Here is a 21,312-nt window from a genome sequence, read left to right as displayed (position 1 = left end):
AATGTGGCGCCGTCCTGTGTAGGAGCGGGTTCACCCGCGAAGAGGCCAGCACAGAAAACACAAGAACAACAAGAGAACGCCCATGCCCCAGCCAAGCTACACCCAGGGCAACCAGGACAAGCCCCTGCTGACCCAATGCATCGGCGACGCCTTCGACGCCACCGTGGCCCGCTTCCCCGACCGTGAGGCGCTGGTGGTTCACCATCAGGCCCTGCGCTACACGTGGCGGCAACTGGCCGACGCCGTCGACCAGCACGCCCGCGCGCTGATGGCCCTGGGCGTGCAGCCCGGTGACCGTCTTGGCATCTGGGCACCCAACTGCGCCGAGTGGTGCATTACCCAGTTCGCCAGCGCCAAGGTCGGCGCGATCCTGGTCAACATCAACCCGGCCTACCGCTCCAGCGAACTGGACTATGCCCTTGGCCAGTCCGGCTGCCGCTGGGTGATCTGTGCCGACGCATTCAAGACCTCCGATTACCACGCCATGCTGCAGGGCCTGCTCCCGGGCCTGGCCAGCAGCCAACCGGGTGCGCTGATCTGCGAGCGGTTCCCCGAACTGCGTGGCGTGGTCAGCCTGGCGCTGTCGCCACCGCGGGGGGTTCTGGCCTGGCACGCATTGCAGGCCCGTGCCGAGGCCGTCAGCGGCGAGGCCCTGGCCGCACGCCAGGCACAATTGCGTTGCGACGACCCGATCAACATCCAGTACACCTCAGGCACCACCGGTTTCCCCAAGGGGGCCACCCTTAGCCACAGCAATATCCTCAACAACGGGTACATGGTCGGTGAAAGCCTGGGCCTTACCGAGCAAGATCGGCTGGTGGTGCCGGTGCCGCTTTACCACTGCTTTGGCATGGTCATGGCCAACCTTGGCTGCATGACCCACGGCAGCGCACTGATTTACCCCAGCGATGCCTTCGACCCGCTGGCCACGCTGCGCGCAGTGGCGCAGGAAAAAGCCACTGCGCTGTATGGCGTACCGACCATGTTCATTGCCGAACTGGACCATCCGCAGCGTGGTGAATTCGACCTGTCGAGCCTGCGCACCGGGATCATGGCCGGCGCGACCTGCCCGATCGAGGTGATGCGCCGGGTGATTGGCGAGATGCACATGGCCGAAGTGCAGATTGCCTATGGCATGACCGAGACCAGCCCGGTGTCCTTGCAGACCGGTGCCGCTGACGACCTGGAGCGTCGCGTGACCAGCGTCGGTCGCACCCAGCCCCGGCTGGAGAGCAAGGTGGTGGACGCTGAAGGCAACACTGTCCCGCGTGGTGAGATCGGCGAACTGTGCACCCGCGGCTACAGCGTGATGCTGGGTTACTGGAACAACCCCAAAGCCACCGCCGAGAGCATCGACGCAGAGGGCTGGATGCACACCGGCGACCTGGCGGTGATGGACGAGCAGGGCTATGTGCGTATTGTCGGGCGCAGCAAGGACATGATCATTCGCGGCGGCGAGAACATTTACCCGCGCGAGCTGGAGGAGTTCTTCTTCACCCACCCGGCGGTGGCCGATGTGCAGGTGATTGGCGTGCCCTGCAGCAAGTACGGTGAAGAGATCGTGGCCTGGGTGCGGCTGCACCCGGGGCATGCTGTCAGTGAGGTAGAGTTGCGTGAGTGGGCGAGGGCACGGATTGCGCACTTCAAGGTGCCCCGGTATTTCCGTTTTGTCGACGAGTTCCCGATGACGGTGACGGGCAAGGTGCAGAAATTCCGGATGCGCGAGATCAGTGTCGAAGAGCTGTCTGCCAGATGACCTTTTACGCGCGCAAGGTGAAAGCAACAGCCTTGTGCGCGGTAGCCTGTAGGAGCGGGTTTACTCGCGAAAGGGCCGGCCCTGCTGGCCAATCCCCACCCGCCGTTCACTGTTGCCGCCGCTACCGTATTCGCGGGTAAACCCGCTCCTACGCTGGATCGGGGTGGACACAGGTCGGTGGTTGGACACAGGCCGTCGTAGGAGCGGGTTTACCCGCGAACACCGGCAGAGCCGGTGCCATCCACCGCGGTGGTTTCTTCGCGGGCATGCCCGCTCCCACAAGATCACCACAGGCCGTCGTAGGAGCGGGTTTACCCGCGAACACCGGCAGAGCCGGTGCCATACCGCGGTGGTTTCTTCGCGGGCCCACAAGATCACCACAGGCCGTCGTAGGAGCGGATTTACCCGCGAACACCGGCAGAGCCGGTGCCATCCACCGCGGTGGTTTCTTCGCGGGCATGCCCGCTCCCACAAGATCACCACAGGCCGTCGTAGGAGCGGGTTTACCCGCGAACACCGGCAGAGCCGGTGCCATCCACCGCGGTGGTTTCTTCGCGGGCATGCCCGCTCCCACAAGATCACCACAGTCCGTCGTAGGAGCGGGTTTACCCGCGAACACCGGCAGAGCCGGTGCCATCCACCGCGGTGGTTTCTTCGCGGGCATGCCCACACAAGATCACCACAGGCCGTCGTAGGAGCGGGTTTACCCGCGAACACCGGCAGAGCCGGTGCCATCCACCGCGGTGATTTCTTCGCGGGCATGCCCGCTCCCACAAGATCACCACAGTCCTGAGGTGTTGTGGATTACCTGTGAGGGCGGTGTCATGCCCTCAGTCCTGCAGCCGTTCCGGGCTGTTGAAGTTGCTTAGCCGGCGATCACTCTCGGCGCACTCCAGCCCTTGCACCGCCTCGCGCAGCAAGGCCTTTTGCAAACTCCGCTCACCCGCTGCCCAGGCCTGCTCCAACACCGGCAACACCCGCTTGGGCAGTACGCTGAACATCGGCTGCCAGAAACCACCCTGACGCACCATTGCCGCCCCGTTTCCGGCCACTGCCAACCGCAGCAGGCCCTCGATCAATTCGCGATCAACCAGCGGCGCATCGCAAGCCAGCACCACCACCCACGCATGACGTGCCACCCTGAGCCCGGCAATCACCCCCGCCAGCGGCCCGGGGAAGTCGGCTTCTGCATCGCCCACCAACCGGTCGGCGTATGCCTGGTATGCCGCCTGGTTGCGATTGCAGGAAATCACCAGGTCGTCGCTCAGTGGCCGCACCGCTCGATGAACATGTGCAATCAACGGCTCGCCTTGCCAGTCCACCAGGCCCTTGTCACGGCCGCCCATGCGCTGGCCGCGGCCACCGGCGAGAATGAGGATGGAGCAGGGGGGGAGTGCGTCAGGCATGAAAAAGGGTTCCGGGCAGTCATTGCCGGGAACCCTCCCATTTCACGCGGGGCTTGTCCAGTCAGCTTTCGCGGGGTACGGGTTGCCCGTCGCTGTCATGCGCCTGGCGTCGCCCGGACAGGCGCATCACCACCACGAAGAACACCGGCACGAACACCACCGCCAGGGTGGCGCTGAGCATGCCGCCGATCACCCCGGTGCCAATCGCCTGCTGGCTGGCAGAGCTTGCGCCGCTGGCGATGGCCAGGGGCACCACGCCGAGGATGAACGCCAGCGACGTCATCACTATCGGCCGCAGGCGCAGGCGGGCCGCTTGCACGGCGGCGTCGGCGGCGTCCACGCCCTGGTCAACCAGATGCTTGGCGAACTCGATGATCAGGATGGCGTTCTTCGCCGACAGGCCGATCAGGGTAATCAGGCCAACCTTGAAGAACACGTCGTTGGGCATGCCGCGCAAGGTCACCGCCAGCACCGCACCGAGCACACCGAGCGGAACGACCAGCAGCACCGCAGTCGGGATCGACCAGCTTTCGTACAGCGCAGCCAGGCACAGGAACACCACCAGCAGCGACAGCGCCATCAGCAGGGGGGCCTGGCTACCGGACAGCCGCTCCTGCAGTGACAGGCCGGTCCATTCCAGGCCGGTACCGGGCGGTAGCTGCGCCACCAGCCGCTCGACTTCGGCCATGGCCTCGCCCGAGCTGTAGCCGGCGGCTGGCTCGCCTGAGATCGACACCGCCGGGTAACCGTTGTAGCGGGTCAGTTGCACCGGGCCGCTGACCCACCTGGCCTGCACGAACGCACCCAGTGGCACCATCTTGCCGCTGTCGTTGCGCACGTGAATGTTCAGCAAGTCTTCGACCTGGCTGCGCTGGTCACCTTCGGCCTGCACCACCACCCGCTGCATGCGGCCCTGGTTGGGGAAATCGTTGACGTAGCTGGAGCCCACGGCCACGTCCAGCACCGTGCCGATATCGGCAAACGACACACCCAGTGCATTAGCCTGGCGGCGGTCGATTTCCAGCTGCACCTGCGGGCTTTCCGCCAGCGAGGCTTCGCGCACGTTGGTCAGCACCTTGCTTTTGCTGGCGCTTTCGAGCAACTGGTCACGGGCTGCCATCAGCTCGGCGTGGCCCATGCCGCCACGGTCCTGAAGACGAAATTCGAAACCGGTCGACTCACCGAGGCCGTCAATGGGGGGCGGCAGTACCGAATAGGCAATCGCGTCCTTGAGCTGGGTGAAGGCCATGGTCGCGCGGTCAGCGATCGACTGGGCGCTGTCGTCGGCGCCGCGCTCGGACCAGTCCTTGAGGGTGGTGAAGGCCAGCGCCGCGTTCTGCCCGCTACCGGAGAAGCTGAAGCCGAGGATCAAGGTGGTGTTGCCCACACCCGGTTCTTCGGCGTTGTGCGCCTCGATCTGCGCGGCTACCTGTTCGGTGCGCATGCGGCTGGCGCCCGGCGGTAGCTGAATGTCGGTGATGGTGTAGCCCTGGTCTTCGGTGGGCAGGAACGCCGTAGGCAGCTGGCTGAAACCGTAGCCCAGCACCGCCAGCAGCACCGCGTACACCAGTAGGTAGCGGCCACTGCGCTTGAGCGCCTGCACCACCCAGCGCTGGTAGCCGTTGCTCATGCTTTCGAAGCGGCGATTGAACCAGCCGAAGAAGCCTTTGCGTTCATGGTGCTCGCCCTTAGCCACGGGCTTGAGCAGGGTGGCGCACAATGCTGGGGTCAGGCTGAGGGCGAGAAACGCCGAGAACAGGATCGACACCGCCATCGACAGCGAGAACTGCTGGTAGATCACCCCCACCGAGCCTTGCATGAAGGCCATGGGCAGGAATACCGCCACCAGCACCAGCGTGATGCCGACGATTGCACCGCTGATCTGGCCCATGGCCTTGCGCGTGGCTTGCTTGGGCGGCAAGCCTTTTTCGGCCATGATGCGCTCGACGTTCTCCACCACCACAATGGCATCGTCGACCAGAATACCGATGGCCAGCACCATGCCGAACAGTGTCAGCACATTGGCCGAGAAGCCCATGGCCAGCATCACGGCGAAGGTGCCCATCAATGCCACTGGCACGACCAGGGTCGGGATCAGCGTGTAGCGCAGGTTCTGCAGGAACAGGAACATGACTGCGAACACCAGCAGCATGGCCTCGAACAGGGTGTTGATGACCTGCTCGATCGACACCTTGACGAACGGCGAGGTGTCGTAGGGGATGTCGTACTTGACGCCTTCCGGGAAGTAGCGCGCCAGGTCCTGCATCTTCGCCCGTACCAGGGTAGCGGTTTCCATGGCGTTGGCGCCGGGCGACAACTGCACGCTGAAGGCCGTGGCCGGTTTGCCGTTCAGGCGCGTGCCGTACTGGTATTCCTGGGCACCGATTTCAACCCGGGCGACATCCCCGATGGTGACCGTGGAGCCGTCCGGGTTGGCGCGCAGGACAATGGCAGCAAACTCTTCGGGGCTGCTCAACTGGCCTTTGACCACCACGTTGGCGGTGATCTCCTGAGTGCTGCGGCTGGGCAGATCGCCGATGCTGCCAGGGGCGACCTGGGCGTTCTGCGCAGCGATGGCTTCGGCTACATCGTTGGGCGTGAGGTTGAAACCGATCAGCTTGCGCGGGTCGATCCAGATGCGCATGGCCCGTTCGGAGCCATACAACTGGGCCTTGCCGACGCCCTTGAGGCGACGGATCTCGTCCATCACGTTACGTGCAAGGATGTCCGACAGCGCTGTTTCATCGAGCTTGCCGTCTTCGGAGGTGAGGGTCGCCAACAGCAGGAAGCCGGTGGACACTTTCTCCACCTGCAGGCCCTGCTGGGTGACCGGGCGCGGCAGGCGCGACTCGACCACCTTCAGGCGGTTCTGCACGTCGACCTGGGCCAGGTCCGGGTGGGTACCCGGGGCGAAGGTGGCGGTGATGGTGGCGCTGCCCAGGCTGCTCTGCGACTCGAAGTACAGCAGGTTGTCGGCGCCGTTGAGCTCCTGTTCGATCAGGCTGACCACGCTTTCGTCCATGGTCGCCGCCGAGGCGCCCGGGTACACGGCGTAGATTTCCACCTGCGGCGGTGCCACGTTGGGGTACTGGGCCACCGGCAGTTGCGGGATGGCCAGCGCGCCGGCCAGCAGGATGAACAGTGCGACCACCCAGGCGAATACCGGGCGATCGATGAAGAATTGCGGCATGAATCAGGCCCTCACTGGCCGGTATGCTGTGCGATGGGTGGGGCAGCGGGCGTGTTGTCGACCTGCACCTGGTCACCGGCCTTGACGTGCTGCAGGCCCTCGACCACCACCCGCTCACCGGCCGCCAGGCCTTCGCTGACGATCCAGCGGTCACCCTGGGCGCTGCCCAGTACAACCTGGCGGTCGCTGACCCGGGCGTGCTGGTCCACCACCAGCACCTTGGGCACACCGGCGCTGTCGCGCAGGATGGCGCGTTGCGGCACGCTCAGGCCCTTGGGTTGCACCGCTTGCTCCAGGCGTACCCGCACGTAGCTGCCTGGCAGCAGGTCGAGGTCCGGGTTGGGGAACTCGCTGCGCAGGGTGATCTGGTTGGTGCTGGGGTCGACGCTGATGTCGGAGAACAGCAGCTTGCCCGGCAGCGGGTAGGCGCTGCCGTCATCCTGAATCAGCGTGGCGCGTGCCTGGCCGTCGCCCACCTGCTGCAATTCGCCGGCGCGCAGGGCGCGGCGCAGGGCGTTGAGCTCGCGGGTAGACTGGGTGACATCGGCATGGATCGGGTCCAACTGCTGGATGGTCGCCAGCGGGGTGGTTTCGTTTTGCCCGACCAGCGCGCCTTCGGTGACCTGGGCGCGGCCGATACGGCCGGAGATCGGCGCGGTCACGGTGGCATAGCCGAGGTTCAGCCGGGCGCGCTCCAGCGCCGCCCTGGCTTCGGCCACTTCGGCATCGGCCTGCAGGAAACTGGCCTTGGCGTTGTCGTATTCCTGGCGGCTGACGGCTTTGTCGTCGACCAGCTCGCGGTAGCGCTGCTCTTGCAGGCGCGCCTGGTACCGGGTGGCCTCGGCCTTGGCCAGCGTGGCGCGGGCGCTGTCGTGGTCGGCCTTGAACGGCGCCGGGTCGATCAGGAACAGTACATCACCCCGCTTGACGTCGCTGCCTTCGCGGTACACCCGCTTGAGCACCACACCTGCGACCCGCGCACGCACTTCGGCGGTGCGTGGCGCGAGGATACGGCCGCTGAGTTCACTGCTGATGGCCAGTGGCTGCAGTTGCAGGGTTTCCACGCGCACTTGCGCAGTGGGGGCCTGTTCGTCTGGCTCGGCGCTGTCGCTGCAACCGGCCAGGGACAGGCTCAGGAATGCCATGAGCGCCAACGGGCGCAGGCACGGGGAGAGGGTAGTAGGCATGCGGATCTTCCGATGATGACCGTGTATATGCTAAGGCAGACGCTGCCTGGGCGGCTGTTAATACCTGTAGGGCGAGTGTGAAAAAGTGTGAAGAATGATCCTGTCGAGTGGTTGGGTTCTATATTCTGGATGCGCCTGTGCTGGCCCTTTCGCGGGTGAACCCGCTCCTACGGGGACCTGCAGCAGCGGGTTTACCCGCGAAGCGCTCGCCACAGGCTTACTTCAACCCAGACGCCCAAGCACCTATGCCGAACATTTTCCTGGTCGAAGACGACAGCGCCCTGTCCGAGCTGATCGCCAGCTACCTGCAACGCAACGACTTCCATGTCCAGGTGATCGCCCGGGGCGATCATGTGCTGGACGAGTACCGTCGGCAAAGGCCTGACCTGGTCATCCTTGACCTGATGCTGCCGGGCATCGATGGCCTGCAGCTGTGCCGGCTGCTGCGCCAGGAGTCGCAGACCCTGCCAATCCTCATGCTGACGGCCCGCGACGATAGCCATGACCAGGTGCTAGGCCTGGAAATGGGGGCCGACGACTACGTGACCAAACCCTGTGAGCCACGCGTGCTGCTGGCCCGGGTGCGCACGCTGCTGCGCCGCAGCAGTGTCAACGAACCGCGCCTGGACAACGACCTGATCCTGATTGGTGGCCTGCGTATCGACCTGGCCGAGCGCACGGTGAGTTGGCGCGGCGAGGAGGTGGAGCTGTCCAGCGGCGAGTACAACCTGCTGGTGGTGCTGGCGCGCAATGCCGGTGAGGTGATGAACCGCGACCGTATCCTGCAACAGCTGCGTGGCATCGAGTTCAATGGCACTGATCGCTCCGTTGACGTGGCCATTTCCAAACTGCGGCGCAAGTTCGACGACAACGCCGGCGAAGCGCGCAAGATCAAGACCGTGTGGGGCAAGGGCTACCTGTTCAGCCGTGTCGAGTGGGAGTGCTGATCGGCCATGCTCAAGATCCTGGTGCGGTTGTACCTGGTGATCATCGTCGCCTACGCCGGTGCATTGCTGTTCATCCCTGACACCATCGTCGGCCTGTTCCGCGACCGGTTCATGGCCTACAACCTGGACCAGGCCAAGGGTGTACAAGCGTTGATCGTGCGCCAGTTCCGCCAGGCCCCGCGCGAGCAGTGGCCAGCGGTGGAGCAGGAACTGGCCAGTGATTTCGCGCCACTGGAACTGCAGCTGCTGCGCAGGGATCAGGCCGGTTTGAGCGATGAGGAGCAGGCGCGCCTGGAGCATGGCCTGTACGCAGTGCGCATTGCCGAGTGGGGCTATTACGAGACGGTGCTGGCGCCGCTGGACAAGGAGTGGCTGGTACGCCTGCATTCCCCGCCAGACCCGCTGGACATCAACGTGCTGTCGTGGGGCGTGACCGTGTTGATTGGTGCAGCCATGCTGGGTTGCCTGCTGCTGTGGGTCTGGCCGCACTGGCGTGATCTGGAGCGCCTCAAGGAGACCGCTCGGCGCCTGGGCCAGGGGCAGATGGCCGAGCGTACGCACATTTCGCCTCACTCCAACATTGGTGAACTGGCCGGGGTATTCGACACCATGGCCAGTGACCTGGAACGCCATGTCAACCAGCAGCGTGAACTGCTCAATGCGGTATCGCACGAGTTACGCACGCCACTGACCCGGCTGGACTTCGGCCTGGTGCTGCTGTTCGACGAAGTGCCGCCAGCCAGCCGCAAGCGCCTGCTGGAGCTGGTCGGGCATGTGCGCGAGCTGGATGAACTGGTGCTGGAGCTGCTGTCCTATAGCCGGTTGTACAACGCCGACCAGGCGCGGGAGCGGGTGGAGGTATCGCTGCTGGAGCTGGTCGACAGTGTGCTTGGGGGCTTTGCCGAGGAACTCGATGGCCGGGGTATCCAGTGGGAAGTGCGCGCCGAGGGTGAGTTGCCGCGCTTTGTACTGGACCCGCGACTGACGGCGCGCGCGGTGCAGAACCTGGTGCGCAATGCCATGCGCTATTGCGATGAAAGCCTGTTGCTGCGCTTGCGCCTGGAAGCCGATGGCGCCTGCCTGCTGACGGTGGAGGATGACGGGATTGGCGTCCCTGTGGAGGAGCGCGAGCGGGTGTTCCAGCCGTTCTACCGTCTGGACCGCAGTCGCGATCGCAACACCGGTGGTTTTGGCCTGGGGTTGGCCATCAGCCGTCGGGCGATCGAGGGGCAGGGTGGCACCTTGACCCTGGCGCAGTCGGCGCTGGGTGGGGCGCAGTTCAGGATTCGTTTACCCGCCGGCGGATAGGGACGCCGCAACCGCGAAGAGACGGGCCTGCTAATCCTGCTCTGCCAGCTCGCTGGACCACGACACAAAGCGGTCCTTGCCAGTGTGCTTGGCTTCATACAATGCCTGATCGGCGCGGACCAGCGCGGTGGTCAGGCTCTCTCCCCGGTCGACCTTGGCCAGGCCAATGCTGATGGTGACCGGGTGCTCGCCAGCGTCCTCGCGCACGCGCTGGCACAGCGCGGCCACTCGCTGCTCGGCCCCTTGCTGATCCAGCCCTTCAAAGAAGATCGCAAACTCTTCACCTCCCAGCCGGGCAAACGCCTGATCGGCCATGCTTGTCTTGATATGCAGGGCCACGCGCTTGAGCACTTCATCGCCCACGTCATGGCCGAAACGGTCATTGACCCGCTTGAAATTGTCGATATCGATCATGGCCAGGTACTGCCCGGACGTCGCCATCCGCAGCTGGCGGTCGGCCTGGGCCATGAACGAGCGGCGGTTGGGAATGTCGGTCAGGGCATCGACGTAGGCCTGCTCCAGCAACACCTTGGACAGGTAGAAATTATGCAGCTTGGCCTTGCGGATCTGCAGGTAGCTGTAGCTGACCAGGCCGCTTAGAAACACGGCATAGCTGATCAGCATGGCGCCTTCGAGCGCATGGGGCTCGATGCGGGTGTGGTAGAACGGATTAAGCATCACCCAGGTGATGACCATGGCGCAGAAGAATGACCAGCGCCGCACCGGTAGCACCGACATGGCATACAGCACGGTGGACACCCCGAGCACCAACCACACCGGGCGCAGGGCTATCGGGATGCCTTCGATCACCAGGCGCATGCCCAGGGTGATGACGGTAATGAACAGCAGGTTGAGCACGTCGAAGTGATGGCTGCGGCGGGTGAAATGCAGCACTACGATCAGGCTGCCGAGCAGGGCGATGAACAGGAAGGACAGCCAGGTGAAGCCTTGGTCGCCGAGGAAGCTGACGATCAGGTCGAAGACCAGCCAGATCAGGACGCTGATCGAGAATACCAGCAGGCAGAACGAGCGCATGGACTCGAATTCGTGCTGGCGGAACTCGGCGCGCAGGGCGGCGGGCGCGACCTGCTGGCGTACGTGGGCTTCGATGGTCTTGAACATCGGTGGGCTCCTGAGGCTACTACTTTTTCAGGCCTGGACCTTTCGCGGGTAAACCCGCTCCTACAGGGACCGTACGGTGTGGGGGCCCTGTGGGTTTATCCGCGAAGAGGCCGGCCCTGGTAATTCATTGCTGTGGCAAGATACCTCGGGCCCAGGGCCGGTAGCGCAAGGCAAACACTGCCTCGGCATGGCACCCGCTACCCAGCCGGGGCTCGGCGGGCTCCGCCCGAAACGCCTGCTCCGGCGCGCTCACCTGGCGGAACGCCTCGCGCACCACACCCACCCGGCACGGCAGGGCCTGCTCATAGCCCTGACGCACCAACGCCGGCAAACGCCCGGTGCCGGCGCCATCCTGCCACCACACAGTCAAGCCCAAGCCGGCCAGTTGATCCAGCCAGAGGGCATTGACCCGCGGCGACAGCTTGCCTGTGCTGAAGGCGCTGATATGCAACGGCTTGTCCAACTGGCGGTTGAAGGCCTGCAACTGGCTGTACAGCGCATCGCGCCGTTCGGTCACGCGTAGATGCTGGTCGTCCAGCTCCATGGGCAGGTACCAGCCGTCCACTGGCAACTGCCAGGCCTGGCGCAGTTGCTGGTACTGGCTGAGCGAGCGCCCCAGCTGCGCTTTCCAGTAGCTGTTCAGGCCCTCGCCATCCAGCTCGTCGAGTCGCTGGTAGTAGGCCGGGTCCATGTACAGCCCAAGCACCAGCTGCAAGCCCTCGGCACGCGCGGTGCGCAGGCTGTTGGCCAGCCAGCCCTGGGCACCGCCGAAATCGCTGTCGCCATAGGCACTCCATTGCACGATCAGGGTTTTGCCACCCTTGGCCACGGTGGCTTGCCACAGTTGCTGCCACTGGGCGGGTGTGACGCTGGCATCGCGGTTAAGGGGTTGGTAGAACAGGCGCTGGTCAGCGGTGGCCGGTAGGCACAGGGCCAGCAGGCAGAAGGCGATGAGCGTACGCATCAGAAGGTCATCTCCGCACCGACCAGCACACCGTTGGCGCGCTCGTAGAGGTTACCGCCCAGCGATTGCTGGTACTCGGCACGCACTTTCAGCGAGCCGCGGTAGGCGTTGTAGCGGTCGTCGTCGAACCACCATTGCCAGCGCACGCCAACCCCGGCGCGGGCGTCCTGGCGCCAGTCGTTGCTGGGGTCCTGGCTGGAGAACTCGACAAAGCCGTAGGGCATGAGCGTTTGCGGCGAGCTGCCCGGCAGCTTCCAGGCGTGGCCCTGCTGGTAGCGCGACAGCCAGGCATGGTCGCCGGCTCGGGTCCACCAGGCAGCATCGAGGTAGAGGAATCGTTCGTTCCAGTCGTCCTCATCGATGCGCCAATCGTTGCGCCAGCCTCCCTGGTCGAGGAACGAGGCGGTGGCGCGCAGCAGCAGGTCATTGCTCGATTCGGCGTGGTGGCGCAAATCGCCCCAGTTGCCGCCGACCTTGGCCGGGCTCAGTAACTGGCCAAGGCTGAGACCGCGATAGTGTGCTTCGTCGATCTGCCGCTGGTGGTAAAGCTCGGCATACAGGTTGAGGTTGGACTGGCCGAGCGGCTTGTAGCGCAGGCCGACACCGGTTCCCATGCTCTGGGCATAGTCGGTGCGGCTTTGGCCACCGAACAGTACCCGGCCATACACTGACAGGGTGCTGCCATTGCGGCTGGGCTCCTCGCCCAGGGCATGGTCCCACATGGCCAGCTGCACGTTCTGCGATTGCGCCCGGCGCGAGCTGCCGCTGCGCTGGCCATTGTCGAGAAACTTGTCGTTGGTCGAGGTGCCGGCCGGCGACCAGGTGCTGGCCAGGGTAATGGTGTCGCGCCGTGACAGGCTCTCGTGGGCGCGGCGCTGGCGGTACTTGCGGGCCTCCAGGCTGCCGTATTCGTCATCACCGTCGACCAGGTTCTGCTCTACGTCGAGAATGCGGCGCAGTTCGCGGCGTGCCGCAGCGCTGTCGGCATGTTCGTCATAGCGCAAGGCGAGTGTTTCGCCAAGGCGGTAGTCCTCGGGGAAGTCGTGAGTGGCGCGTTCAAGGTAGGGAATCGATTGCATGCGCTGAGCCTTGTCCGTCGAGCCAGCCAGGCGCATGCCGTAATCGGCGCGATAGCGCGGCTGGTCGGGGGCCAGGCGCACGGCTTCGGCCAGCCAGGCGGTGCTCTGCGCACTGTCGCCGGCCAGTTGTGCGGTGCTGGATGCGGCGTAGTAGTGGTCGGGGCGCGGGCTGTGCGCCAGAGCCTGGCGCTGGAAGCCCAGCGCGGCCTGCGGGTCACCTTGGCGCTGGGCGATGGCGGCGCCCAGCGCCCAGTCATCAGCGCTCTGGTGCGCGGCAGCGTCCCAGTAGCGGCGTGCTGCATCGGCGTCGCCTGCATTCAGCGCGCCGCGGGCAGCGGTGAGGCGGGCATTATCGGTAAAGGCGCTGTCTGGCAGGCTGCGCCAGATCGGCTGGGCGGTTTCGGAGTCGCCGGCCGCTTCGAGTGCGTAGGCCAGCGGTAGACGGTTGCCAGGGTCGCCCAAACGCTCGGCAGCCTGGTAGTAGACCACCGCCGCACCCGGTTGGTCGGGCATGGCGCAACGGCCGAGGGCGCGGTACTGGCCCGGTTCGCTCGGGGTGGCCGGCACTGCCTGGCGCACGGCATCGCACTGGCCGGCCTCGGCCAGCCGCCCGAGCAACTGGGCGCGGGTGTTGGCGTTGACCCGGGGTATCAGGCCGAGCATGCGTCGGCTGTCCAGGGGCCCGTCGTCACGGGCATACAGGTTGGCCAGACGCTGTAGCAGCGATGGGCCGAGGCGGCCCTGGCGGCGGTCGTAGGCTTGCTCCAGCAAGTGCCGTGCGTGATCGCCGTCGCCCTGTTCGGTCAACAGGAAGGTGGTTTGTTCCAGGGCGGCGAGGTCGCCGGTCTGCCGATAGCGTTGTTCCCATTCTGCGGCGGTGCGCGGCTGCGGGGGCGGCGACGGGGCGCCATACAGGCGCTGCTTGAGCACGGCATAGGCCCGAGGGTCGGCGCTGGCGGAGCAGGCCTTGAACTGTTCCCGGGCCAGGTCCGGGTCTTGATGTGACAGCCAGTCGACCGTTTCAAGGCAGGGGCGCTGCAGGTCGTTGCTCAGGCGCCGCACCAGCGCTGCATCGTCGCCTTCGCGGGCCAGTTGCCAAAGTTGCTGGCGCTGCTCGGGTTGCTGCAGTTGATCAGGCGGTAGCGACTGCAGCCAGCGTTGGGCCTGCTGGTGGTGGCCGACGGCAATGGCGCGGTTGGCCATGGCCAGCCGCGTCTGGTTGGCTGCTGCGGGGGAGGGGGCTTGGGTCAGCAGCGCAGTCAGGCCCTTTTCGTCGACTTGCTGGATATAGGCATTGGCCAGGCGTTGCCAGTCCTGGGCAGGCAACTGGCCTGTGTCGGCCAGCGGCTGCAGTTGCTCGATGGTTTCTTTCCAGTTGCGCAGCTGTTCGGCGAAGGTGGCCCGGGCCAGGCGCAGGACCTGGCCGTCCCCACCGGGCGGCAGTTGGTTGAGCCAGTCCAGCGCTTTGGCAGCGCCACCAAACTTGGCCAGGCTCAGGCTGTAGGCCTGCCACAGCTGTACCCGGTGGTTGCCGTCGCTGGCGGCCAGCCATTGGTCCACCTGGCTGGCCGGTGGCGGGTCCTGCTCGATCCAGGTCAGGCGCAGCTCCAGCAGCGCGTCGGCATATTCGGGGCTGTCGCCTAGCTGTTCAGCCAGCGCTTGGGCCTCCTTGTAACGGCGCTGGTGGGCCAGGGCTTCGACCAGCAGGGCGCGGGCTTCGTCGTTGTTCGGTACCCGGCCCAGCACATGGCGGGTCAGGCGCTCGACTTCAGCCCAGTTGTCTTTCCTGGCCTCGCGATAGCTGCGGTCCATGAACGGAAAGCTGGTGAACCGCTGGAAGTCGGTCATCGGCGCCGAAGCGGCAACGGGCAGGGCGGCGGAGCACAGCAGCAGGCCAGTGAAAGCAAGGGAAAAACGCGGCTTCATGCCACCTCCCGGGTCAGATCAATCGCCACTTGCTGTTCACTGGCCTGTTCGATCAGGGCCTGTTCCAGCACCTGCCTGGTGATGATGCCGCGGGCAATCAGGTGCTCGCCGAGGCTTTGGTGTTCGGGGTCGAAGTCGATCAACGCCTGGTTGAACAGGGTGACAGGGACCATGCCGCGCACCTGCAGCAGCGCGCCTAGCATGACTTGGTGATGGCTGACCCGCTCCAGCAGCGCTTCGTCGTCCTGGTGGCGTTCAAGCACGGCCAGCATGTCTCGGGTTTCTTGATGCTGCCAGGGGCTTGGGTAGTGGTAGCGAAGGCCCAGCGTGACCCGGCCCTGGGGGACCAGGCGTGCCTTGACCGGGCGTTTCAGCTGGCGGCTGATCACACCCAGCGACACCTGGCTGACCGGGCTTTCACTGGCCAGGATCAGGGTGTCGCCGTCTTCGTCCACGGGCAGTACGCCGTAATGGGTGGCCAGCTTGCGCGGTAGTTTGGCGATCAGTTGCGGGCTGAGCTTGAACGGGTTCAGCGGTGCCCAGGGCAGGTCCAGTTGTTCGGCCAGGGTGGCCACCAACTGCTCACTGTTCAGCCAGCCACGCAGCAGCAACTCGCGGCCCAGGCGCCGACGAACCGGGCTGGTGATGGCCTGCTGCAACTGTTCGTCGGTGATCAGGCCCTTGGCCACCAGGCGCTGGCCCAGTGGTGTGCGAGCCGGGGTGGCGATGGCGGGGAACTCGTGGGTGGTCTTGTCCCAGGCCACGCGCCGCGAATCGCCCATTTCCATTACCTGGCGCAGTGCACGCAGGTTGGCGAAAAAGTTGACGAAGTTGCTCCACATCATCCGCGGTGCCGACAGCAGGCCCTCGCCGATGCCATAGAAGCGGGTGACGAACCAGGCGCGCTGGAACAGCCGGTTGAGCAGCATCAGGCCGTTCAGCCACAGTAGGGTCGACAGCAACCAGCTGTCGCTGAGGATCGACATGAAGCGCCACGACTCCGGCGCAATCACCGTGACTAGCCACATGGCCAGCAACACCAGCAGTAACAGGTTGACCAGGAAGCTCAGCAGGTAGGCGAACAGCCCGCGGCGGTCACGCCAGAGGAAATAGTTGAGCGCGCCCTTGCGGCTCCAGCCGAGGTTGCTGGTGCCCTGGAACACGATGCCGACGATCCAGCGCGACTTCTGCCGGATGGCATGCTGCCAGTCACGCGGGAAGTGCTCGCGCACGCAGATCACCTGGGAGAATTCCCGGCTCATGCCTGGGCGCCATTCCTGCTTCAGGGTCAGTGCCGGGTCGGTGATGGAGTAGCGGGCGAAAATGCACTTCATGCCTTTTTGCTTCAGGCGAAAGCCGATGTCGTAGTCTTCGGTCAAGCTCTGTACGTCAAAGGCAATGCCGTCACCGTCCTCGAGCAGTGCGCTGATGGCGCGGCGGCTGAAGCAGGTGCCGACGCCGGCACTGGGCACCTGGCCGGTCAGCGCTTCGCGCACGATCACGTCCTTGCCGTGGTTTTCGGCAAACTCGTCGACATAGTGGCCGGCCGTGAAGCCCTTCCACTCCGGTGCGTAGGGATACACCGGGATCTGGATCATGTCCTTGCTCGGCAGCAGGTAGTTGAACAGGCGCAGCTCCATCGGCGAGATCACGTCTTCGGCGTCATGCAGGATGAAACCGGCGAACTCGATGCCGGCGTCCTGCTGAAAGCGCAGCAGCGCGTCGATGATGTTGTTCAGGCAGTCGGCCTTGCTGGTGGGACCGGGGCGGGCGCAGACCACTTTGTGCACGTTGGGGAAGTGCAGGCACACCGCGTCCACGTCAGCCTGGGTTTGCGGGTCGTTGGGGTAGGTGCCGACAAAGATCTGGTAGTTCTCGTAGTCGATGGTCGAAGCGGCCAGGCGCGCCATTTCACCGACCACGCCGACTTCGTTCCAGGCGGGGACCATGATGGCCAACGGTTTTTCCGGGACTTCGTACAAGCGCTTCTCATCGGCCCTTTCGAACTTGCCGTAGATGCGAAAACGCCGGATCAGCGTGCGCCCCCAATAGCACAGATCGATGAACAGGTCGTCCAGGCCCAGCAGGAACATCAACGAGGCAAGGGTGATCGCCAGGAGCTTCAGGCCGAACAGCAGGTAAGTGAGAAAATCGATGAATACCAGGCTCATGTGTCAGCCACCGGCAGGGCAGAGTGGGCCATCGTCTTATCCTCGTTCGTTCCCTCGACGAAGGTGCAGGAGATGTCACTGTCATGTATGGAATAGATACAAGCAGCCGAACGCGGGATTGTCCAAATTTCGGGCTGTTTCTTGCGGGCTGCATCTTGTAGCTTTACAGGTCGTTCATTCAGGGAGCTGAACATGCAAGGTAAGGCCCGCAAGATCGTCCAGGCCATTCTCTATGAGGCCATCGCCGTCGCCTGTGTGGCGCCCGCACTGGAGCTGGCGTTCGGCGCCGGCATGGCGCAGTCGACCGTGCTGTCGGTGCTGATGTCAGGCATCGCGATGAGCTGGAACATGGGTTACAACTGGGTATTCGAACGTTGGGAAGCGCGCCAGCCCAAACGTGAGCGCACCTTCCTGCGGCGCCTGCTGCATGCGCTGGGCTTCGAGGGTGGGCTGGTGGTGATCCTGTTGCCGCTGGTGGCGTACTGGCTGGACGTGAGCCTGTGGGCCGCACTGCTGACCAATCTGGCGTTGTTCGTGTTCTTCTTCGTTTACGCCTTTGTCTTCCAGTGGGGCTTCGACAAGGTGTTCGATGTGCCGCTTTCGGCGCAGCAGGCCAAGTGTTGACTTTCGGCTGCGAGGCAGGCTAAGTTCCTACCCCATGAATACATTCCCGCACGTGAACGCCATTATTATTACCGCCATTATCAGCTTGGCGGGCTAGCGCGTACGTGCACCGAACCCGCCCTGGAGGCGGGTTTTTTCTCTCTGACTCCTGGGCAACGTAAAAATAGCCAAGGAGTCATCGATGACCAGCTTCAGTGTCCCTCGTACTACCGTCACCCCCCAGCAACTGCTGTCGGAGCAGGTGCGGCGCATTCTTGCGGCGCCGGTGTACGACCTGGCCATTGAAACGCCCCTGCAAGCGGCCCCGGCCTTGTCTGCCGCCCTGGGCAACCAGGTGTTGCTCAAGCGCGAAGACCTGCAGCCTACGTTTTCGTTCAAGATCCGGGGTGCCTACACCCGCCTGTCGCGTCTGACCGATGTGCAGCGTGAGCGCGGGGTGATCACCGCTTCGGCGGGCAACCATGCCCAGGGCGTGGCCTTGGCCGCATCGCATCTGGGTATGAAGGCAACCATCGTCATGCCCACCACCACGCCATCGTTGAAAGTGGAAGGCGTGCGTTCGCGCGGCGGGCATGTGGTGCTGCATGGCGAGAGCTTCCCGCATGCGCTGGCCCACGCGCTGAAGCTGGCCGACAGCGAAGGCGCGACCTTCGTGCCACCGTTCGATGACCCGGATGTGATCGCCGGGCAGGGTACCGTGGCCATGGAAATCCTCCGTCAGCGCCCGGGGGCGCTGGACGCGATCTTTGTGCCCGTGGGCGGTGGCGGCTTGATCGCCGGTATCGCCGCCTACGTGAAGTACCTGCGCCCTGACGTGAAGGTGATCGGCGTCGAGCCGGTAGATTCCAACTGCCTGCAGGCTGCCATGGCCGTCGGCGAGCGCGTGATCCTGCCGCAGGTCGGCACCTTTGCCGATGGCGTGGCGGTGGCGCAGATCGGCGCCCATTGCTTCGAGCTGTGCCGCCACTTCGTCGACGAGGTGGTGACGGTGAGCAGTGACGAGCTGTGCGCGGCGATCAAGGATATCTACGACGACACCCGTTCGATCACCGAGCCGTCCGGGGCCTTGGCCGTGGCCGGTATCAAGAAGTACGTGGCGCGTGAAGGTGTGCAGGGGCAGACCCTGGTGGCCATCGACTCCGGGGCCAACGTCAATTTCGACCGCTTGCGCCATGTGGCCGAGCGGGCCGAGCTGGGTGAGCAGCGCGAGGCGATCATCGCCGTGACAATTCCGGAACAGCCGGGCAGCTTCCGGGCCTTTTGCCAGGCACTGGGTAAGCGGCAGATCACCGAATTCAACTACCGCTTCTACCCCGGCAAGGAGGCGCGCCTGTTCGTTGGCGTGCAGACCCACCCGGTGCACGACCCACGTGAGCAGTTGCTGGCCAGCTTGCGGGAGCAGGGGTACAGCGTGCTGGACCTGACCGACAACGAGCTGGCCAAGCTGCATGTGCGCCATACCGTCGGCGGGCATGCCGCGTCAGGGGCTGATGAGCGGGTACTGCGCTTCGAGTTCCCCGAACGGCCAGGGGCGTTGCTGGGGTTTCTGGAGCGGTTGGGCAAGCGTTGGAACATCAGCCTGTTCCATTACCGCAACCATGGTGCGGCGGAGGCACGGGTGTTCGCTGCTTTGGAAGTGCCAGCGGACGAATTGGCGAGCTTGCCGTTGACGCTGGACGAGATGGGGTACCGGTATTGGGACGAGACTGACAACCCGGCGTACAAGCTGTTCCTGGGTTGAGGCACCTGTGCGGCCAATGCACGCTTGTCTAACCGCTTGCCGCCTGTGTTCGCTGCGTGACCGCCCCGCCCAAAGGGCAGGGCGATCTCCTGCAAGAAACTGCGCGAGCCAACGCGTGGGTTTCAACGCTCGCGCATGAAAAAGCCGGCAACGAACTTGCGGAACGTTTCAAGGCTTTTGAAGTCGGCGTAGCGCTTGAAGTTCTCGGTATCCGGCTCGGGACCGATGGGCTGTTCCAGCAGCGACACTGACAACACCCGGTCCTGGTCCGAGGTCAGCACCAGTTCATCCATCACCTGCCCACCGATCACGGGGCGACGCATCTGCACTTTCACCCCTTTACTGGCCATCCAGTCGATCAGCGACACCAATGCCTTGAGCGGCTCGCGCTCTTCATCGCGGTACACCGGGAACAGGTGGGCGCGCGACAGCACGGGCACACTGGCCACATGAATCAGCTCATAGAAATGGCTGCCGGCGCTGGTCGGCGAGTAGATCATCAGCGCCAGCAACGGCCCGGTGGTGCGGCTCCCGCCCCAGTACAGGTGATGCCCCTGGAAGTCGAAGCCGTCTTCGCTGCGGTTGTTGAACAACTTGCGCCCTTTGATCTGGTCGACGCAGTCCAGCAGCAGGCCATGGCGGCGATGGTTGCCGAACACAGAGGCTTCGCGCAGGCGGGACTTGAGCATCATCATGTGCTTCATGTCCAGGCGGGTTTCCAGGTAGTTGCTGGCGGGCACCCGCTCCAGCAGCGGATAGCGGCTGGCCACGCTGCGCAACTCGGCAAACTGCGTGGTCAGGTCTTTTTTCAAGTGGGTGGCGTAAAGGTTGAGCCCGCTGGTTTCAATCCAGGTCAGCAGCAGTGACAGCAGGCGCTGCTGTTCGCGTCTGTCGTTGCCATCACCGACGGCGCCGGCCGTGCCAGCACGGAAGTCGCTGATCAGGCGCAAGGGTGTATCGGGTGGCAGCCAGGCGGCGGGTGGGGCGGGGTCGTTTTCACGTTCGGCGGCTTCCCGCTCGTCCTTGGTGAACGGGCAGCCAGGCGCGTGCTCGGCGGTGCCCGGGTTGTTCTTGAGGAAAAGTGTGCCGGTGCTGCCGTTGAGAGTGACATTGAGCACCGGCAAGGCATCGTTGCGGCAGTCGCAAGCCAGCCACTGGTTGGCGTTGCGCACTTTCATCAGTAGCTGGTTGGCCTGTAGCAGGCGCGGGCCGGCGAGGCTGCCGGTGGCAAAGCCGACCAGCAGTTCCTCTTCAGCGGGGGTCAGGCTGCGCACCTGGGTGGCGGTTTTGTCGATGATTCGCATGAAGCAGCTCCAAGCTACGAGCCTCAAGCTTCAAGCAAAGTCGCGCGGCTTTCAACTCGCCGCTTGGCTACCGCCGAACATCTTCGCGGCACGGGCGCGAATCTCGTCGGGGGTCAGGTCCTCTTTGTGGGTGGACACGAACCAGATGTTGCCAAACGGATCTTTCAGGGTGCCGCTGCGGTCACCGTAAAACTGGTCGGTCAAGGGATGTAACTGGATGCCCCCGGCGGCCAGGGCCTGGGCGTAGACCTTGTCGCAGTCTTCAACATACAGGTGCAGGCCTACACCCGCACCGCTGAGCTTCTGGCTGGCGGTGAGGCCGCCCTCCATGTCGCAAGGGTCGCCCAGCATCAGCGACGAATCGCCGATTCTCAGCTCGGCATGGCCAACACGACCGCCCGGGGCATCGAGGCGGAACATTTCCTTCGCACCAAAGGCTTGCTTGTAGAACTCGATGGCCTTGGCGGCGTCGTTGATGGCCAGGTAGGGCGTGATGCTGTGCTGGCCTTCGGGGATGGGTTTGACTGCCATGTTCGACTCTCCTGTGCAATGGGCGCCGAAAGGCGCCCTGTTGCTTAGAGTCGTTC

The 21,312-nt window shown here is 64.6% G+C and carries 14 protein-coding genes; 5 read left to right on the top strand and 9 right to left on the bottom strand.

Annotated elements, in window-relative coordinates; translation table 11 throughout:
* Positions 1-82: 82 nt before the first annotated feature.
* Positions 83-1,756, top strand: coding sequence for a fatty acid CoA ligase family protein (locus C4Q27_RS27740; RefSeq protein ID WP_104887720.1), 1,674 nt, complete (start codon positions 83-85; stop codon positions 1,754-1,756).
* An 830-nt stretch (positions 1,757-2,586) separates the two neighbouring features.
* Here the strand turns inward: C4Q27_RS27740 and mobA are convergent.
* The 3 genes from mobA to C4Q27_RS27715 form a co-directional block, all read right to left on the bottom strand.
* Positions 2,587-3,162, bottom strand: a complete 576-nt coding sequence (gene mobA / locus C4Q27_RS27725; protein ID WP_104887719.1) for a molybdenum cofactor guanylyltransferase MobA — start codon at positions 3,160-3,162, stop codon at positions 2,587-2,589.
* A 61-nt stretch (positions 3,163-3,223) separates the two neighbouring features.
* Positions 3,224-6,352: an efflux RND transporter permease subunit gene (locus C4Q27_RS27720; RefSeq protein ID WP_104887718.1), complete on the bottom strand. Its 3,129-nt coding sequence runs from the start codon at positions 6,350-6,352 to the stop codon at positions 3,224-3,226.
* Positions 6,353-6,363: 11 nt separating this feature from the next.
* On the bottom strand, positions 6,364-7,539 hold the full coding sequence (locus C4Q27_RS27715) for an efflux RND transporter periplasmic adaptor subunit (protein WP_064493265.1): 1,176 nt from the start codon (positions 7,537-7,539) through the stop codon (positions 6,364-6,366).
* A 245-nt stretch (positions 7,540-7,784) separates the two neighbouring features.
* Between C4Q27_RS27715 and C4Q27_RS27710 the strand changes: the two genes are divergently transcribed.
* Together C4Q27_RS27710 and C4Q27_RS27705 are read left to right on the top strand one after the other, a co-directional pair.
* Positions 7,785-8,486: a response regulator transcription factor gene (locus tag C4Q27_RS27710; protein ID WP_019437505.1), complete on the top strand. Its 702-nt coding sequence runs from the start codon at positions 7,785-7,787 to the stop codon at positions 8,484-8,486.
* A gap of 6 nt (positions 8,487-8,492) precedes the next feature.
* On the top strand, positions 8,493-9,794 hold the full coding sequence (locus tag C4Q27_RS27705) for an ATP-binding protein (protein WP_104887717.1): 1,302 nt from the start codon (positions 8,493-8,495) through the stop codon (positions 9,792-9,794).
* A gap of 30 nt (positions 9,795-9,824) precedes the next feature.
* Here the strand turns inward: C4Q27_RS27705 and C4Q27_RS27700 are convergent, their stop codons facing one another.
* From C4Q27_RS27700 to nrfB, 4 genes are all read right to left on the bottom strand, one after another.
* Positions 9,825-10,916 carry a diguanylate cyclase gene (locus C4Q27_RS27700; protein ID WP_020193450.1) on the bottom strand — a complete coding sequence of 364 codons (1,092 nt, stop codon included), beginning with the start codon at positions 10,914-10,916 and terminating at the stop codon, positions 9,825-9,827.
* A 124-nt stretch (positions 10,917-11,040) separates the two neighbouring features.
* The gene (locus tag C4Q27_RS27695; protein ID WP_104887716.1) at positions 11,041-11,880 is read right to left on the bottom strand and encodes a DUF4434 family protein; all 840 of its coding nucleotides are present in this window, start codon (positions 11,878-11,880) and stop codon (positions 11,041-11,043) included.
* Positions 11,880-14,885 (bottom strand): phage receptor, encoded by a 3,006-nt coding sequence (locus tag C4Q27_RS27690; RefSeq protein WP_064493269.1) that lies wholly within the window; start codon positions 14,883-14,885, stop codon positions 11,880-11,882. Before C4Q27_RS27690 ends, C4Q27_RS27695 begins: the two co-directional genes overlap by 1 nt.
* A complete protein-coding gene (gene nrfB / locus C4Q27_RS27685) occupies positions 14,882-17,056 on the bottom strand; it encodes a cyclic di-3',5'-guanylate-activated glycosyltransferase NrfB (protein WP_104887715.1) in 2,175 nt (724 codons plus the stop codon). Before nrfB ends, C4Q27_RS27690 begins: the two co-directional genes overlap by 4 nt.
* 192 nt (positions 17,057-17,248) lie before the next feature.
* On the opposite strand from nrfB, the gene C4Q27_RS27680 reads away from it, so the two are divergent.
* Together C4Q27_RS27680 and ilvA are read left to right on the top strand one after the other, a co-directional pair.
* Positions 17,249-17,680: a PACE efflux transporter gene (locus C4Q27_RS27680; RefSeq protein ID WP_010954313.1), complete on the top strand. Its 432-nt coding sequence runs from the start codon at positions 17,249-17,251 to the stop codon at positions 17,678-17,680.
* 181 nt (positions 17,681-17,861) lie between these two features.
* The gene (ilvA, locus tag C4Q27_RS27675) at positions 17,862-19,421 is read left to right on the top strand and encodes a threonine ammonia-lyase, biosynthetic (protein ID WP_104887714.1); all 1,560 of its coding nucleotides are present in this window, start codon (positions 17,862-17,864) and stop codon (positions 19,419-19,421) included.
* Between the two features lie 122 nt (positions 19,422-19,543).
* Here ilvA and C4Q27_RS27670 read toward each other — a convergent pair whose 3' ends face one another.
* On the bottom strand, positions 19,544-20,725 hold the full coding sequence (locus C4Q27_RS27670) for a hypothetical protein (protein ID WP_064493270.1): 1,182 nt from the start codon (positions 20,723-20,725) through the stop codon (positions 19,544-19,546).
* Positions 20,726-20,776: 51 nt separating this feature from the next.
* Entirely contained in the window at positions 20,777-21,256 is a 480-nt protein-coding gene (locus tag C4Q27_RS27665) for a VOC family protein (protein ID WP_004577478.1), read from the bottom strand.
* Between the last annotated feature and the right edge of the window lie 56 nt (positions 21,257-21,312).

Origin of the sequence: Pseudomonas sp. SWI36 (genome assembly GCF_002948105.1) — a bacterium.
GTDB lineage: Bacteria > Pseudomonadota > Gammaproteobacteria > Pseudomonadales > Pseudomonadaceae > Aquipseudomonas > Aquipseudomonas alloputida.
This window is presented reverse-complemented; position numbering and strand designations above follow the sequence as displayed.

Coding starts and splice junctions, on each gene's coding strand:
- mobA (WP_104887719.1), bottom strand. CDS start 3,162: ATGCCTGACGCACTCCCCCCCTGCTCCATCCTCATTCTCGCCGGTGGC.
- C4Q27_RS27700 (WP_020193450.1), bottom strand. CDS start 10,916: ATGTTCAAGACCATCGAAGCCCACGTACGCCAGCAGGTCGCGCCCGCC.
- C4Q27_RS27710 (WP_019437505.1), top strand. CDS start 7,785: ATGCCGAACATTTTCCTGGTCGAAGACGACAGCGCCCTGTCCGAGCTG.
- C4Q27_RS27665 (WP_004577478.1), bottom strand. CDS start 21,256: ATGGCAGTCAAACCCATCCCCGAAGGCCAGCACAGCATCACGCCCTAC.
- ilvA (WP_104887714.1), top strand. CDS start 17,862: ATGACCAGCTTCAGTGTCCCTCGTACTACCGTCACCCCCCAGCAACTG.
- C4Q27_RS27740 (WP_104887720.1), top strand. CDS start 83: ATGCCCCAGCCAAGCTACACCCAGGGCAACCAGGACAAGCCCCTGCTG.
- C4Q27_RS27705 (WP_104887717.1), top strand. CDS start 8,493: ATGCTCAAGATCCTGGTGCGGTTGTACCTGGTGATCATCGTCGCCTAC.
- nrfB (WP_104887715.1), bottom strand. CDS start 17,056: ATGAGCCTGGTATTCATCGATTTTCTCACTTACCTGCTGTTCGGCCTG.
- C4Q27_RS27695 (WP_104887716.1), bottom strand. CDS start 11,880: ATGCGTACGCTCATCGCCTTCTGCCTGCTGGCCCTGTGCCTACCGGCC.
- C4Q27_RS27720 (WP_104887718.1), bottom strand. CDS start 6,352: ATGCCGCAATTCTTCATCGATCGCCCGGTATTCGCCTGGGTGGTCGCA.
- C4Q27_RS27680 (WP_010954313.1), top strand. CDS start 17,249: ATGCAAGGTAAGGCCCGCAAGATCGTCCAGGCCATTCTCTATGAGGCC.
- C4Q27_RS27715 (WP_064493265.1), bottom strand. CDS start 7,539: ATGCCTACTACCCTCTCCCCGTGCCTGCGCCCGTTGGCGCTCATGGCA.
- C4Q27_RS27690 (WP_064493269.1), bottom strand. CDS start 14,885: ATGAAGCCGCGTTTTTCCCTTGCTTTCACTGGCCTGCTGCTGTGCTCC.
- C4Q27_RS27670 (WP_064493270.1), bottom strand. CDS start 20,725: ATGCGAATCATCGACAAAACCGCCACCCAGGTGCGCAGCCTGACCCCC.